Here is a 15,693-nt window from a genome sequence, read left to right on the forward strand (position 1 = left end):
TGAGAGTAGGTCATCGTCAAGATTAAATTCCGAAACCCCATTTGCGAGAGCAGATGGGGTTTTGTTTTGGGCGGTCGAAAAGTGGGTACGCCTAGGCGGATGAGCTGTTGAGTATCGTCAAGGGCAGTTGCCGTATCGCCGTACCCATCGAGATGGAACTCACTTCAGAGTGCCGTTGGGGAATTCAATGCAAAGTGTTTCTGCATTTTTGGTATGGTGCAGCACATTTCCCAAGGACTGATCTTTCATCGCAGGATGCGGCGTCGACCTTCTTCAACGAGATGCTGTAGAAATGCCTGAACCGATACCGATTAAAGATCACGAAAAAGAAAACCGCCTGGTCAACAAGCGCCTGCTCGCTTGTGCGTTGTTGGTGATAGGCATTACGTGTGCCCTGGTGGGGCGTATGTATTTCCTTCAAGTCGTACAGTTCGACTACCACTCCACGATTTCTGAAAACAACCGCGTCCATGTGCTGCCCATCACTCCGACGCGCGGCCTTATCTATGACCGTAATGGCGTGGTGCTGGCTGATAATCGACCCAGCTACAACCTCACCATCACCCGCGAGCGCACCACTGACCTCAAGGGCGAGCTCGACGCCATCGTCAACTTGCTGCACCTGCCTGTCGAAGACCGAGCACTGTTCGACAAGGCTCTGAAGCAGGCACGCCACCCATTCGTTCCCGTGACATTGTTTTACGAGTTGACCGAAGAGCAAATTGCATTGCTGGCGGTGAATGAGTTCCGCCTGCCAGGAGTAGATGTGGAGCCGCAATTCGTCCGTCACTATCCGCTGGGTGCGCATTTTGCCCACTCCATCGGTTATGTGGGGCGGATCAATGAGAAAGAATCCAAAGCCCTCGACTCGGTGGAGTACCGTGGCACGCAGTCCATCGGCAAAACCGGTATCGAGCGTTTCTACGAGTCCGAACTGCATGGTCATGTCGGCTACGAAGAGGTCGAGACCAATGCCCAGGGCCGCGTACTCCGTGTGCTCAAGCACACCGACCCGATCCCTGGCAAAAATATCGTCCTGAGCCTCGATGTGAAGCTCCAGGAGGCTGCGGAAGAGGCCCTGGGTGATCGCCGTGGCTCGGTGGTTGCCCTTGATCCGCAAACCGGTGAAGTGCTGGCCATGGTCAGCAAGCCGAGTTTTGACCCGAACCTGTTCGTCACCGGCATCAGTTTCAAGGAATATGCCGCGCTGCACGACTCCATTGACCGGCCGCTCTTCAACCGCGTCCTCCGAGGGCTCTATGCGCCAGGTTCGACCATCAAGCCGGAAGTGGCCATCGCTGGTCTCGACAGCGGTGTTGTCACCCCACAGACCCGTGTATTTGACCCCGGTTACTACCAGCTCCCCGACTTTGACCACAAATACCGCAATTGGAACCACAGTGGTGACGGCTGGGTAGACATGGACGCTGCCATCATGCGTTCCAACGACACTTACTTTTACGACCTGGCTCACAAACTCGGCATTGACCGCCTGCATGACTACTTGGCCGAGTTCGGCCTGGGTCAGAAAGTCTCCCTGGACATGTTCGAAGAGTCCGCTGGCTTGATGCCATCCCAGGCATGGAAGCGCGCCACACGGCGCCAACCCTGGTTCCCAGGTGAAACCGTGATCCTCGGCATTGGCCAGGGTTACATGCAAGTCACTCCGCTGCAATTGGCCCAGGCCACGGCGTTGATCGCCAACAAAGGCGTGTGGAATCGGCCTCACCTGGCCAAGACGATCAATGGTGAGCCGCCGGTAGACCAGAATCCAATGCCCAACGTCGTCCTCAAAGATCCGCGTGATTGGGAGCAGGTCAACCACGGTATGCAACTGGTGATGCATGACCCACGAGGTATCGCCCGGGCCGCCGCACAAGGGGCGCAATATCGCATTGCCGGCAAGAGCGGTACCGCGCAAGTGGTTGCGATCAAGCAAGGCGAGCGTTACAACCGCGAGAAGACCCTGGAACGCCACCGTGACAACGCGTTGTTCGTTGGCTTCGCTCCGGCCGAACACCCGAAGATAGTGATTTCGGTGATGATCGAAAACGGTGAGGCCGGTGGTCGCGTCGCGGGTCCGGTGGTGCGGCAAATCATGGATGCCTGGCTACTCGACCAGGACGGTCACCTGAAGCCACAATATGCGACGCCGGCAAAAGCGCCAGGTGACCCCCACGTTTAAATCATGCCTTCCACTCGTCCCATTGCTCTATGCCTTCATGGGCAAGCCAGGGCACATCATGGGCCGTCCAGATGTGCGAGGTGGGCCTGACGCCCGGATCATCGTCCAGCGTCGCTACCCGCACGATCACATGGGGCTGATGCCCACGCTCTGCTATCAGATGGGAGCCGCAGCGCGAACAGAAATGCCTGAGCTTACCCGGCGAAGATTCAACGGACGCCAACAGTTCCTCTCCCTGCGTCCAGCGAAAATGTTCGCGCATTACGCCAGCGGTGGCGACAAACGGCGCCGCATGTATTTTGCGGCAGCTTGCGCAGTGGCAGTGGCTGATAGGCATGTCCAACTGGTCCACCTGATAGCGGACACCTTTGCAGAAGCAACTTCCATTCAATGGGTCAGTCATAAACGTATTGCCGGTTCAAGGACGGGGTCATCATGATTGCTTACAACCTGAGGTTGCGCATTATTTGGTGTCGCCTACTGTCAATGGAGGAGGTGACTTATGCACGTATTAGATCGCATTGAGCGAAAAGTTCTGCTGAACGCTTCACGTAAACAGGTCTGGGAAGCGCTCACCCATGCCGAGCAATTCGGTAATTGGTTTGGTATCGCTCTCAAGGGCAAAGCCTTTGTGGCAGGGGAAACCATAGAGGCGCCGATTACCTACCCAGGTTACGAACACGTGATCTGGAAAGCCAAAATCGAACGCATCCTGCCGCAAACATTGTTCTCTTTCTGGTGGCACCCCTTCGCAGTGGAAGAGGGCGTCGACTACGACAAGGAAACCCCGACACTGGTGGAATTCACCATTGAGGATCGGGCGCCGGGCATTTTGCTGCGGGTGGTTGAATCCGGTTTCAACGCGGTGCCGGAGGCTCGTCGGCAAAAGGCCTTCAAGATGAACTCCCGTGGCTGGGACGATCAGATGGGTAATATCGAAAACTATTTGAGCAAAGCACGTAGGGCGTGAGCCGCATAACGGGCATCATTAACGGATGCCCGTCTTTGTCGTTCCCAATGTTCACGGGGGAATGGCCTGACGGTTAGAAATCCACCGTCGCGGACAACTTGGCTACGCGAGGATCGCCCTGGCTCAGGAACCCGCCCTGAGCCGACTCCCAGTATTTTTCGTTAGCGACGTTTTCCACAGTAACCCCGAGAGTTACATCACGCTGGTCCAGCGTGAACGTATAGCGCGCGCCTATATCGAAGCGGTTCCAGACCGGCAGGCTCAAGTTGTTGGCTGCATCCGCGTACTGGCCACCGGTGCGCAGCATGCGCCCGTTGAGGGTCACGCCTTGCAGGGTGGGTACATCCCAGTCCACGCCCGCGTTGAGCTGGAAGGAAGGTACACCAATGGCGCGGTTGCCATCGTTGGCACCGTTCTGTGTGTCCTTGAGTTCGGTCTTCATCACGGTCACACCACCCAGCAAACGCAGGCCGCTGACCGGTTCGCCGAAGACATTCAATTCGACGCCTTTATTGATCTGCTGGCCTTCACGAACGTAGCGTGCGGTGGTTGCATCGACGACCTCCGAGTAACCTGCTCCAGGCTGCTCGATACGATAAACCCCTAAGGTAGCGCCATAGTTACCCATGTCCACTTTGACGCCCGCTTCGATCTGCTTGGAGCGAGCGGGCGCATAGGCCTGCCCGCCGCCAATCACAGTGCGGGTGCCTGCCACGAGCGGGGAAACCGGTCCTTGGGCCAAGCCTTCGATGCGGTTGGCGTACACCGACACGTGTTCCCATGGCTTGAACACAATGCCGTAGACCGGCGTGGTGATCGATTCGTCATAGTTGGCGGTGCGTGTACCGCTCATGTAGTTGTAACCCTGAACCACCATCTGCTGGCGACGTGCGCCGACGGTCACCAATAGGCGGTCATCGAAGAAGCCCACGGTGTCGGAGACGGCTACGCTGCGCACGAATGTCTTGGCGGTAATGGTCGGGTCGCTGAAATCGGTACCCGGAGTATTGCGCGGGTTGTTGAGGGTCGGTGGTGCGCCAGTCACAGGCGCGTAGATATTGGTCGCACTCGGTGAGCCGTTGAAGACATAGGCGTTACGTGCCTGAGTCCAAATGCCCGCGAGGCCGAAGTTGAGTCGATGGCTGACGGCGCCGGTCTGGAATTTGCCGTTCAGGCCGCTCATGAGACTGGAGTTCTCTTCTTCGTGCGCGATGGTCGAGCGGCTGGATGTGGCATTGCCGAGGTTATCGGTCAGGGTCACCGATGAATATTGGCCCATTTCACGGCTGTGTTTGGCACCGGCTGCGGCATAAGCCGTCCAGTTTTCGTTCAGGTCATACTCGGCGCGCAGCATCCCCAAGGTGTCTTCAAGGTTGGTACTGCTCCAGCTCGGCGCATAGTTCGTGTCTGCTGAAGGCGCATCCGGTACATGGGTGGCGGTACCCAGGAATACCGAATTGCGCCCGCCGTTGATGCGCTGCTTTTGATAGACAAAATCACTCGATACGCGCAAAGCATCGCCGCGGTAATCCAGGCCGAGGGCAAACAGTTTGGAACGCTGATTTTCATCGTCAATACCGGTATCCCCTTCGCGTTGCGACAGGTTTACCCGTGCACCAAAACGATTGTCTTCGCCGAACCGCTGGCCGATATCCACGTGTTCGCCTACACGGCCATCGCTGCTGATATCCGTGCTGAAGCGACGCAGCGGTACATCATCGGCGCGCTTGGGTTGCAGGTTCACGCCGCCGCCGATCCCCGAGCCGCCCGGTGTCACGCCGTTGATAAACGCGTTGGGCCCCTTGAACACTTCCACACGCTCCAGGGCGTCGGTAGAGATGATCTGACGTGGCAGGATGCCGTACAAACCATTGTAGGAAATGTCATCGCCGTTCAACGGCAGGCCACGGATCATGAAGGTCTGCGCCTGGTTCGCATACCCCGACGCCTGGCGCACCGACGAGTCATTGAGCAGCACATCGCCGACGGTCTCGGCCTGCTGATCACGAATCAATTTTTCGGTATAGGAGGCCATGCTGAAGGGGACGTCCATGATGTCTTGGTTGCCCAGCACTCCCAATTGACCACCGCGTGCCACCTGGCCGCCGCTGTACACGGGGGGAAGGGCACCCGGTGCGGGCCCGTCGGCGTTGATAGTGGTGGCACCCAATTCCAGTGTGCTGCCGTCCTGACGGTTGTTCGCATCCTGCGGGTTGACTGGGGTTGCAGCATGGGCGGCAAGGCTCAGGGAACAGCAAAGGGCGAGCAAGGTCGGGCGAAACGGCACAGCGAATGGGCTACGGGTGGGCATGGTCGATCCTGACGGCGAACCGTCAATGTGAGAAGAGGGGCAACAGGCGTTGCGCTTCCTCACTGCGCGAATACGACTCCGGCGCAGATGATAGTAATTATTATTAACGGCATGCAACAAATTTGTCAGATTGCAGTCTGCGTGCGCGTTTACCTGCTGCGTTTGCGCCGATGCCGCGTAGAATCAACGCCTGAAAGCTATTCCAGAGGTGCGGTACGGTGGATTTACAGCAGGGTTTTGTCCTGACCCGGCATTGGCGCGACACCCCGGCGGGCACGGAGGTCAGTTTCTGGCTGGCCACAGACCAGGGGCCACGGTTTATCCGCCTACCCGTGCAGACCTCGGTGATGTTTATTCCCGAGGCCCATCGCAAGCCGCTGGATTGGTTGCTCAAAGGTGAACGCGATATCGAATTGCGCCCGCTGCAACTCTGCGATTTCCATCACCGCCCGGTCCTGGGCCTTTACACGCGCCAGCACCGCCAGTTGATGGACGTGGAAAAGCGCCTGCGCGCCGCCGGTGTCGATGTCTACGAAGCCGATGTGCGCCCGCCGGAACGCTACATGATGGAGCGTTTCATCACCGCTCCGGTCTGGTTCGGGGGGACAGCGGATGCCGGTGGCACCCTGTGCGACGCGCAGATGAAGCCCGCGCCCGACTACCGCCCACCGCTCAAGCTGGTGTCCCTGGACATCGAGACCACCGCCCAGGGCGACCTCTACTCCATCGCCCTCGAAGGCTGCGGCGAACGCCAGGTGTACATGCTCGGCCCGCCGAACAAGACGGACGCGGTGGACTTCAAGCTCGACTACTGCGACACCCGCGCCCAACTGCTCGAATGCCTCAACCAATGGCTCGCCACCCATGACCCCGATGCAATCATCGGCTGGAATGTGGTGCAGTTCGACCTGCGCGTACTCCACGAACATGCCCAGCGCCTCAACGTGCCGTTGATGCTCGGTCGCGGCGATGAGCCCATGGCCTGGCGCGAGCACGGCAGCCGCAACCATTACTTCGCCGCAGCGGCGGGGCGCCTGATCATCGACGGTATCGAAGCCCTGCGTTCGGCCACCTGGAGCTTCGAATCCTTCAGCCTGGAAAACGTCGCGCAAACCCTGCTCGGCGAGGGCAAGGACATCTCCACACCGTATCAACGCATGGACGAAATCAACCGTATGTTCGCCGAGGACAAGCCCGCCCTGGCGCGTTACAACCTCAAGGACTGCGAGCTGGTCACGCGGATTTTCGAGAAGACCGAGCTGCTCAAGTTCCTGCTCGAGCGCGCCAGCGTCACCGGGTTGCCGGCCGACCGCAACGGCGGCTCGGTGGCGGCATTTACCCACCTGTACATGCCGCTGATGCACCGCCAGGGCTTCGTCGCGCCGAACCTGGGCGACAAACCGCCCCAGGCCAGCCCCGGCGGGTTTGTCATGGATTCGCGCCCCGGCCTCTACGAATCGGTGCTGGTGCTCGATTACAAAAGCCTCTACCCCTCGATCATCCGCAGCTTCCTGATCGACCCGGTGGGCCTGATCGAAGGCCTCAAGCACCCCGACGACAGCGACTCCGTCGAAGGCTTTCGCGGCGCACGCTTTTCTCGCACCCGGCACTGCCTGCCGGCCATCGTTGCGCGTGTCTCCGAAGGTCGCGAAGAGGCCAAGCGTGAGCACAACGCGCCGCTGTCCCAGGCGCTGAAAATCATCATGAATGCGTTCTACGGCGTACTCGGTTCCAGCGGTTGCCGCTTTTTCGATACACGGCTGGCTTCCTCGATCACGATGCGCGGCCACCAGATCATGCGCCAGACCCGCGAACTGGTTGAAGCCCAGGGGTATGAGGTGATCTACGGCGACACCGACTCCACCTTCGTGTGGCTCGGCAGCGCGCATTCCCAGGACGACGCCAGCCGTATCGGCCAGGCGCTGGTCAAGCACGTCAACACCTGGTGGCGTGAGCACCTGCACAGCGCGTTCGGCCTGCAAAGTGCCCTGGAGCTGCAATACGAAACCCACTTCAGCCGCTTCCTGATGCCGACCATTCGCGGCGCGGAGGAGGGCAGCAAGAAGCGCTACGCCGGCCTGGTGGTACATGCCGACGGCAGCGAAGAGATGATCTACAAAGGCCTGGAGACCGTACGCAGCGACTGGTCGCCCCTGGCCCGCCGGTTCCAGCAGGAACTCTACCAGCGCATCTTCCACCGCCAGCCCCATCAGGACTACATACGCGACTACGTGCGCCGCACCTTGAGCGGCGAGTTCGATGAACTGCTGATCTACCGCAAACGTCTGCGCCGTCAACTGGATGACTACGAGCGCAACGTGCCGCCCCATGTACGCGCGGCGCGCCTGGCCGATGAATACAACGACCGCCTGGGGCGCCCGCGCCAGTACCAGCGCGGCGGCTGGATCCGCTACGTGATCAGCGTCAACGGCCCCGAACCGCTGGAAGTACGCCAGGCGCCGATTGATTACGACCACTACGTCACCCGGCAATTGCAACCGGTCGCGGATGCGATACTGCCGTTCGTGAGTGACGATTTCAGCACCCTGGTCGGCGGGCAAATGGGCCTGTTCTAAAATCCTTGATTCATCCAATGGAGGAAAGGCTATGTACACACTCTATGGCATCGACGAATCCGGCTCCTGCATGATCGAAATCGCCCTGCAGCGGTGCGCGGTACCCTGGCGACGGGTGGACGCCGCCTCCTGGGCCGACGGCGAGGGCAGCGACGAGCTTGCCCGTATCAACCCGCTCAAACAGGTGCCCACCCTGGTCACCCCCGATGGGCAGGTGCTGACGGAAAGTGCCGCGATCCTGATCCACCTGGGCCTGGCGTTTCCCGATGCGCATCTGCTGGGCGGCGACCGTGACCAGATCATTCGCGGCCTGGTGTACATCGCGGCCAATTGTTATTCGGCGATCGGCATCATCGACTACCCGCAACGCTGGCTGGGCAACGTCGATGAAGCGGTGCAGACGCAATTGACCACCGGCACGCGCCGCTATCTGCATCAGGCCTGGGTGGTGTTTGCGGAACAGTTTGCCGGCCAGCTGTTCGCGCCCGACGGCGCACCGAATGCGTTGGGCATCATGGCGGCGGCGGTGTCGCGCTGGGATGAGGCGCGTGAGGCCTTGACTGCCTTGGCGCCAGGCTTTGCCCAGACCCTGGCGCAGGTGGATGCCGACCCGATCGTGGCACCTGTCTTTGCCCGCCATTGGCCGGGCTGGAAGGTCTCGTAATGTTTCCGCAATCAAAGGAAACAATGCGGCTTGTCGCCGCCAAGTCCTTGCGGAGCGGGCGTCCTGGCCTACGCTTTCTGAACGCGGTGTAGGAATCATCCTTGAATTTGACTGTCGCAGACATGAAACTCAAGAACCCTGCATGGAATTCAAAGGAGGTGCGCATGCTCATCCGGTCGCTGACCCTGGCTACCTTGATGGCTTTTACGGGGCCGCTGTTGGCTGCTGATGATATCAACCCGCTCAAGCAGGACCTGGGCAAAGCCCGGCCACTGGTGGTGGTGGAGCTTGATTCCGGCAACGACACACTGGCGACCCTCAAGAAACAACTGGACGAGCCTGCCACCAAGCAGTCCTTTGAAGAGCGCAGCATGGTGTTCTACACCGTTAAGTTCGGCAGCATCGGTGCCGAAGGGGAGAAGTTCGCCAAGGACCCCAAGGACAACAAGAAGCTCACGCCGCCCGAGACCAATGCGCTGATCCGCGCCCTCAAACTGGGCGCCGGCAGCGGCACCAAAGTGATCCTGGTGGGCAAGGATGGCGAGAAGAAAGTCGAGAAGACCGTGCCACCGGATACCCTCGACTTGAAAGAGTTTTTCAGCGCCATCGACCAGATGCCGATGGCCGAGAAAGAAACCGCCGCCGCCCCGGAACCCGAGCCCGTTGCACCGGCTCCGGCCAAGGGCGCCAAGCCGGCGAAACACGCCGGCAAGCCCGCCGCGCAACAACTGGATGACTGAACCTGATACTCGGTAGGAGCACGCTCGCTCCTACCGTTATCCGGCAGTCTTGCGCAGCGGAAATGGAAAGTAGAAAAACCGCAGGAACGCCACCCGCTTGATCACTTCCCCGATCAACAACGGCACCACCACCGCCACCACAAAGCCGATACAGGCCGCGACAAACGCGTGCAGCCCCAGACGCTCCATCAAGTCGAATGTCTTGTGCTGGATCTCCCCATGGAAGATCAGCAGGATCAGGGTCGACTGGCCGATGTAGGTCATGACCCGGGTGATCAGGGCCGACGCCATCAGCACCCGCGCCAACGCCCAGCACAGGTACACCCCAATCACCGCCAGCAGGCTGGTCCACAGCCAGTGGTCGTAGCGACGCTGCGCCAGGTCCATGGTGTCGCCCCGGTAGAGGAACACCACCGCGAACAGCGCCACCGACACCAGCAGGGTCAGCAGTGACCCCGCATGGGTACGCAGCCAGTCACGCAGCAGGTAGCCGTAGACGAAACACGCGCTGCTGATCAGGGTGATATCCAGGCTGAAGGGCAGGCCGGGCAGCACCCAGGTTTGCCCGCCGAGAGTCACCGGCAGTTGCCAGAACCACGGCAGCATCCAGATGCCGATCAGCAGCGGCACCAGCATCACTGCGCAACTCACCGCCAGCGGCAGGCGCTGGATCAGCCGCAGTACCGCCCAACTGAACAGGATCGCCACCCAGAAGTGCGGCAAAAACCACAGCGCCTGCCACGGGATGGTGTCCACCGAGGCGTACAGCACGCCGCCGATATCCGGCAGCAGCGGTTGGCCGCGCAGCACATCGCGCACGATCACATACACCAGCATGGTGAAGAAAAACGGCTTGAGCAGGCCGTCGGCCTTACGCACCGCCATCTCGACAAACGGCTGTTCAGGTTTGAAAAACACCCCCGACAGAAAGAAGAACAACGGCAGTACGAACGACGCCAGGATCGGGTACATCAAGTCCAGGGAGGTGGCGACAAACCAACTGTGGGCGTACACGATCACCAGGATGCCGATGCCCTTGGCGATATCCATTTGAATCCAGCGATTTTTCACCTGAGTGCTCCCGATCGATCATTCATGCCTTGCGCCACGGCTTGAGCCACAGCCCCATGCCGAGCAGCACCACGGCGCCCGCCAGGGTGCTCAGCCCCAGTTGCAACCACACGCCTTCAATACCAAACAGCATCAGCGCCGCCAGCCCCATCAGCAGTGCACTGAGCAGCCAGTGCCGGGCCCAGGGCAGGGCGTCGAGCAAGGCCTGGCGCTGCATCAGCAACAGTGCGGTGCAGATCACGCCGGCCAGTGCGGCCAAGGGGATACCGGCCAGGCCAAACACCCAGGGCAGCGCTCCCAGCAACAACACGTTGACCAGGCTGCCCAGCAACTCGCAGCGCAGTGGCTGGCGCGTATCGCCAGCGGCGTAGGCATAGCGCGCGAGCAAGGCGTTCCAGGCGCCGAACACCAACGGCACGGCAAACCAGGCCAGCAGCAGCGGCAACGGCGAATCCGCCGATTGCTTGGGCAGCAGCAATGCCACCAGGCTCGGGGCTGCCGCCACCAGGCCGACACCGGCAGGCAGGGTCAGCACGCTGGCGGTTTCCAGGCCGCGCTTGAGCAGGGCCAGGCGCTCATCGCCCTGACGGCGGCTCATCATGCCCAGCAGTACCTGGTTGAGACTCATCAGCGCAATCAGCGGCAGGTTCATCAGCTTGCGCGCCAGGTTGACCCAGGTCACCGCGCCTTCGCCCAGCAGCGATGCCACCAGCCGCTCGATCAGCGCCAACCCCTGGCTGGCGCCATTGCTCAGCAACAGCGGTCCGATGCGCTGGCCCAGCTCCCGCAAGGGTGCGACGCTCAGTTGCCAGCGCCATGGCCGCCAGCCTTGGCGCCACATCGACGGCAACAGCGCCAGCGGCATCAACAGGCTGCCGGCCAGGCAGGCCAGGGCCAGCGCGTGCGGTTGGCTGGTGGTGCCCGCGAGGGCGAGGTACGTCACTGGCGGCAGGTTGAACAGCAACGAGCCCAGCCCCGCGAGGACAAAACGTTCGCTGGCCTGCAAGGGAATGCTGAACAGCCCATGCAACATCAAGCCCGGCACACACCAGGCGACGATCTGCAGGTTGCTGCTGGCCAAAACTGTGGCGGTGTCGGCCAATCCCGGGCCGAGCACTTGCACCAGCCACGGCGCCAACAGCGTCAGCAGCAGGCTGATGACCAGCGCGATCAGCAGCAACGCCGGGAACAGCACCGCCAGCCACTCCAGGCGTTCGCCATGCTTGCGTTGCAGGTACAACGGCAGCGCAGCGGCGCTCAGCACACCGCCGGCCAACGACATGCGCAGCGCTTCCGGCAAAAACAGCGCGATCAGGAAGGCATCGCTGCGCTCTCCGGCGCCCCAGGCCGCCACCAGCAACCATTCACGGGCAAATCCCAGGCACAGGCCCACCAGGGTCGCCAGGGTCAGCCAGGCGGCGGAGCCGAGCATCAGGGCCGTGCCCCATCAGGCAGGTGTTTGCGGTAGGCCACGGTCTTCACCTGCGGCAGCCGCGCCGGAAACAACCGCCGCGCCTCCAGCACATTGATGCCCACCATCAGCCAGAACAACGCCACCATCACCACCGCAAAACTGAAGTAGTGGTCGAACAGGCCGCTGACCAGTGCCGACAGAATCCCGCCGGTGGTGCCCAGCCACAGGGCATTGTCCTTGGTCAGGCGGATCGGGCCTTTTTGCGGACGCGCCTCACGCCACCAGCGCACGGTCACCGCCACAAAGAACAGCATGCCGACGATGCCGGTCTTGTAGATGAAGTTCAGCCACAGGTTGGAGATCCCCAGCAGGTGGGTGCCCGGTACCGGCGGGTCAACCTTGAAGCCGATCCCGAACGGATAAGACACCACCGCCTGCGGGAACATGCGGTACTCGTCGAACCGCACTTCGGTACTGGCGTTGTCCGAGGAGAAAATCGTCGCCAGGCGTTCCTGCAACGGTGGGTAGGCCATTACCAGTGCCACGGTCAGTGCCGCGCCGATCATCAGCAGGCGCCCGGTGTAGGGCACGCGGCGCGTAGCCATCCACACCAGCACCAACGCCAGGCTGACCATCGCGCCGCGGCTGCTGGCCAACAGCAACGCGGCCGCGCCCAGGCAGGCGACGCCCAGGCCCAGCGCACGTTTCCAGCCCTGTTCGGTCACGCCGAAGCAGAAGGCCAGGGGCAGCAACAATGCCATGATCCCGCCGATGGCATTCGGGTGCATCCACGGCGAACCCATGCGCGAAGACATGGCCTCCAGACCGAATTTCAACATGTCGAAATTGCCGTAGTTGAACAACGCCAGAATCGGCGCAATGCCGGCCCCGGAGCGCGTGCGCACGAACACCGCAATCGACAGCACCAGCATCGCCAGGCTGCCCAGCAACAGGGCGATCACCAAGGATTCACGCTGCTTGCGGTCCACCAGCAATCTGGCGCAGAGGAACACCGCCGACAGGCTCAGTAACCAGCGCAGCCAGTTGGCCACGCCGCTGCTGTCGGCGTGGACGGTGACCTGGCCGACGATAAACGGGAACACGCTGAACAGCATCAGCCACAGCAGCATCTGGTCGGTGGGACGGCGGGTCAGGCTGGGCGTATCGGGCAGGCGGGCCAGGAAGTTGTGCCACAGCACCGCGCCCCAGGTCAGGGCCAGGATCGCTTCGCTGACGGTGCTGCGGATCCCCAGGTTGATAGTCGAGTACGGCATGAACGTGGCGATCATGGCGAACAGCAACAGCCCCCACAACGGAAAGCGCAGGATGGTCACTGCCCCCGCCAGGCCGACTACGGCCAGGAACGCCTTGGCCGGCGACAGCAGCAGGGCGAGGGCGCCAAACAGCAGGCCGAAGAGGATCGCGACGAGGCTTGCCAGGTTCACTCTCACTGAAGTTCCTCGATCAGTTCGGCCAGGCGCTGGCGATAAGCATGATGGTTGAAACGTTGCGCCCACAGGCGCCGTTGCTCGGCGCAGTCTTCATCCGGCCGCGCGCCCAGGCTGAGCATCAATTGCACCAGCGCCGGGCCATCGGTGGGCGAAAACCGCGGGGCCGACGGCGGGGTGATTTCATCCAGCGAAGTGCCGCTGGCCACCGCCACCGGGGTGCCGACGCTCAGGGCCTCGATCACCGGCAGGCCAAAGCCTTCGGCATAGGATGGCTGCCACAGGCGTGACGCCTGGCGGTACAGTCCCTGCAACTCGGCGTCCGACACGCCACTCAGGGCGCGAATCCCCGGCAATGTGCGCTGGGCTTCGGGCAAGTGTTCCAAACTGCCCACCAGCACCAACTCCGGCACCGAAGGGGATTGGCGTCGCGCCTGCTGCCAGGCGTCCACCAAAAACGGCACGTTCTTGCGCAACTCACGGGTGCCCACCAGCAGCCAGTAGCGCTCGGGCAATTGATGCCGGCTCAGGTCCGCCACCAGCCCGGCGAAGCCATCGACCTGATTGGGCAGCACACGAATCTTGCCCACCGCCTTGGGAAACAGCCGCGCGGTTTCATCGGCGCTGTATTGCGACGGCGTCCACACGCGGTCGGCGCTGTGCACCGCGTAGGCAATCGACAGGCGATCGCTGGTCTTGTAGATCAGCGCCTTCAAGCGGTTGGCGTGGTAGTTGTCCAGGGTGATCTGGAACAGGTCATGCAGCAGCACCACCGTGCGCAAACCCTTCGGCTTGGGCGGCAACGGCAGGCCCATGTTGAAGGTGCTGATGTACAGGTCGATACGCTCCTCGCGCAAGGCACGCGGCAGAAAACCGGCCTCAAAGCGCAGACGATTCTGCGGCTGGTGCATGGCGGTCTTGGCACAGCCCCACGCCGGGCAGTGGGCCTGCAGGCGCGTTTCATCGCCCAGTGGCGCCACGGTAAACCGTTCAAGCTCAATGCCCGGCAAGGTGTGCAGGGCGCTTTCCAGTGCATACACCTGGCGGCTGATGCCCGATTGCGGCGAAGTGCCGACGGTGCGGTAATCCAGGCCTATACGCATGCGTGCTCCCTCTGGCTCAGCGGCACGAGGGTGGCGTACACCTGCTCCAGTTGGCTGGCGGCGACGCTCCAGTCATGGGCGCGGCGTACGTAGGCGCGGCCCGCCTCACCCATGGGCGCGGCGGCTTCAGGGCATTGCAGCAGGCGCACCACGGCATCGGCCAGGTCGTCGGCGCTTTGCCCACCGAGGTAGTCCAGGCCTTCCACCAGGTCCAACCCCGACACGCCTTGTTCGGTGCTGGCCAGCGGCAGGCCGGCGGCCAGGGCTTCGAGCACCTTGAGCTTGGAGCCGCCGCCATGGCGCAACGGCGCCAGGAACACCGAACAGCTCGATTGCAGGTCGAGCAGGTCGGGCACGAAGCCTTGCCACTCGATACGCGGGTCTTTCCAGCGCTCGCGCCAGCTGCCGGGCATGCCGAAGCCGCACACGCTCATGCGCGCATCCGCACAGCGCGCCCAGACCTTGGGCAGGATTTCATCCAGGGCCCATTCGATGGCGTCCACGTTCGGCGCGTATTCATAGTTGCCGAGGAACAGCACGCGGCGTGTCGACGGGTCGGGATGGGCGGCGGCGAAGTGATCGCAGTCCACGCCATTGACCACCACCGGTACGGGTTTGCCGGCGATTTTTTCCAGGACGTGCGCATCGTTTTGAGTGACCGCCACCACCTGCGCGGCCTGGCGCATCACCCGGCGTTCCCAGCGGGCATAGCGCCATTGATCGTAGCGAATGAACGGCAGCGACCAACGCGGCAAACGGTCGTAGGTGGCCGCGCCCAGGGCCGATTCCACATTGTGTTCGGTCAGCACAAAGGGCTGTGATTCACGCGCCAGCGCATCTTCGTAAGGCTGGAAACTGTAGCTGTGTTCGATCTGCACCACGTCCCACTGTTCACCCAGCAACCAATTGAAGGTGTCCTGCAACTCGCCCGCCAGCCCATTCACGCTGGCCAGCAGCGGGTAGGGGGCAAACAGCCCCGCCACCAGGGTCTTGAGGCTGCGCAACGGCCGGCGCGGCAGGATGATCAACTGTTCGACAAACGCTTCCAGCACCTGGCGGTCGGCAGGGGACACCGGATGCTTGTCATGCAGCAGCAAGGTGATCCGATGCCCCCGCGCCGCCAGGCTGCGCAGCAGGTGGAACTGGCGGGTCTTGCCGCCGCTGGTGGCGGGCCAGGGCGAGTAGGGCAGGATCCATAAAATGCGCATGGC

Annotated in this window: 12 protein-coding genes; 5 read left to right on the forward strand and 7 right to left on the reverse strand. The window is 61.9% G+C overall.

The window, feature by feature from the left end; all coding sequences use genetic code 11:
- The first annotated feature begins 292 nt into the window (after positions 1–292).
- Positions 293–2,185: a penicillin-binding protein 2 gene (gene mrdA, locus AC07OT_RS23535; RefSeq protein ID WP_092489799.1), complete on the forward strand. Its 1,893-nt coding sequence runs from the start codon at positions 293–295 to the stop codon at positions 2,183–2,185.
- A gap of 1 nt (position 2,186) precedes the next feature.
- On the opposite strand, the gene AC07OT_RS23540 is transcribed toward mrdA, so the two are convergent.
- Complete coding sequence (locus tag AC07OT_RS23540) at positions 2,187–2,588, reverse strand: GFA family protein (RefSeq protein ID WP_253493912.1); 402 nt, start codon at positions 2,586–2,588, stop codon at positions 2,187–2,189.
- A 99-nt stretch (positions 2,589–2,687) separates the two neighbouring features.
- Between AC07OT_RS23540 and AC07OT_RS23545 the strand changes: the two genes are divergently transcribed.
- The gene (locus AC07OT_RS23545; RefSeq protein ID WP_065939425.1) at positions 2,688–3,155 is read left to right on the forward strand and encodes an SRPBCC family protein; all 468 of its coding nucleotides are present in this window, start codon (positions 2,688–2,690) and stop codon (positions 3,153–3,155) included.
- A 73-nt stretch (positions 3,156–3,228) separates the two neighbouring features.
- On the opposite strand, the gene AC07OT_RS23550 is transcribed toward AC07OT_RS23545, so the two are convergent.
- Positions 3,229–5,466, reverse strand: a complete 2,238-nt coding sequence (locus AC07OT_RS23550) for a TonB-dependent receptor (protein ID WP_495109166.1) — start codon at positions 5,464–5,466, stop codon at positions 3,229–3,231.
- Positions 5,467–5,684: 218 nt separating this feature from the next.
- Between AC07OT_RS23550 and AC07OT_RS23555 the strand changes: the two genes are divergently transcribed.
- From AC07OT_RS23555 to AC07OT_RS23565, 3 genes are all read left to right on the forward strand, one after another.
- Positions 5,685–8,042, forward strand: a complete 2,358-nt coding sequence (locus AC07OT_RS23555) for a DNA polymerase II (RefSeq protein WP_495109167.1) — start codon at positions 5,685–5,687, stop codon at positions 8,040–8,042.
- Between the two features lie 31 nt (positions 8,043–8,073).
- Entirely contained in the window at positions 8,074–8,706 is a 633-nt protein-coding gene (locus AC07OT_RS23560) for a glutathione S-transferase N-terminal domain-containing protein (RefSeq protein ID WP_495109168.1), read from the forward strand.
- Positions 8,707–8,870: 164 nt separating this feature from the next.
- Complete coding sequence (locus tag AC07OT_RS23565; RefSeq protein WP_065926894.1) at positions 8,871–9,446, forward strand: DUF4174 domain-containing protein; 576 nt, start codon at positions 8,871–8,873, stop codon at positions 9,444–9,446.
- A 36-nt stretch (positions 9,447–9,482) separates the two neighbouring features.
- On the opposite strand, the gene AC07OT_RS23570 is transcribed toward AC07OT_RS23565, so the two are convergent.
- The 5 genes from AC07OT_RS23570 to AC07OT_RS23590 are packed head-to-tail and all read right to left on the reverse strand — an operon-like array spanning position 9,483 to position 15,690.
- Positions 9,483–10,517: an acyltransferase family protein gene (locus AC07OT_RS23570; RefSeq protein WP_495109169.1), complete on the reverse strand. Its 1,035-nt coding sequence runs from the start codon at positions 10,515–10,517 to the stop codon at positions 9,483–9,485.
- Positions 10,518–10,539: 22 nt separating this feature from the next.
- Entirely contained in the window at positions 10,540–11,949 is a 1,410-nt protein-coding gene (locus AC07OT_RS23575) for a lipid II flippase MurJ (protein ID WP_495109170.1), read from the reverse strand.
- On the reverse strand, positions 11,949–13,376 hold the full coding sequence (locus AC07OT_RS23580; protein WP_027603097.1) for an O-antigen ligase family protein: 1,428 nt from the start codon (positions 13,374–13,376) through the stop codon (positions 11,949–11,951). The genes AC07OT_RS23575 and AC07OT_RS23580 overlap by 1 nt, the downstream gene beginning before the upstream one ends.
- 2 nt (positions 13,377–13,378) lie before the next feature.
- Positions 13,379–14,482, reverse strand: coding sequence for a glycosyltransferase family 4 protein (locus AC07OT_RS23585; RefSeq protein WP_065939417.1), 1,104 nt, complete (start codon positions 14,480–14,482; stop codon positions 13,379–13,381).
- Positions 14,473–15,690, reverse strand: a complete 1,218-nt coding sequence (locus AC07OT_RS23590; protein ID WP_495109171.1) for a glycosyltransferase family 4 protein — start codon at positions 15,688–15,690, stop codon at positions 14,473–14,475. Before AC07OT_RS23590 ends, AC07OT_RS23585 begins: the two co-directional genes overlap by 10 nt.
- Between the last annotated feature and the right edge of the window lie 3 nt (positions 15,691–15,693).

It is taken from the genome of Pseudomonas sp. GW821-FHT09C10 (genome assembly GCF_059418085.1).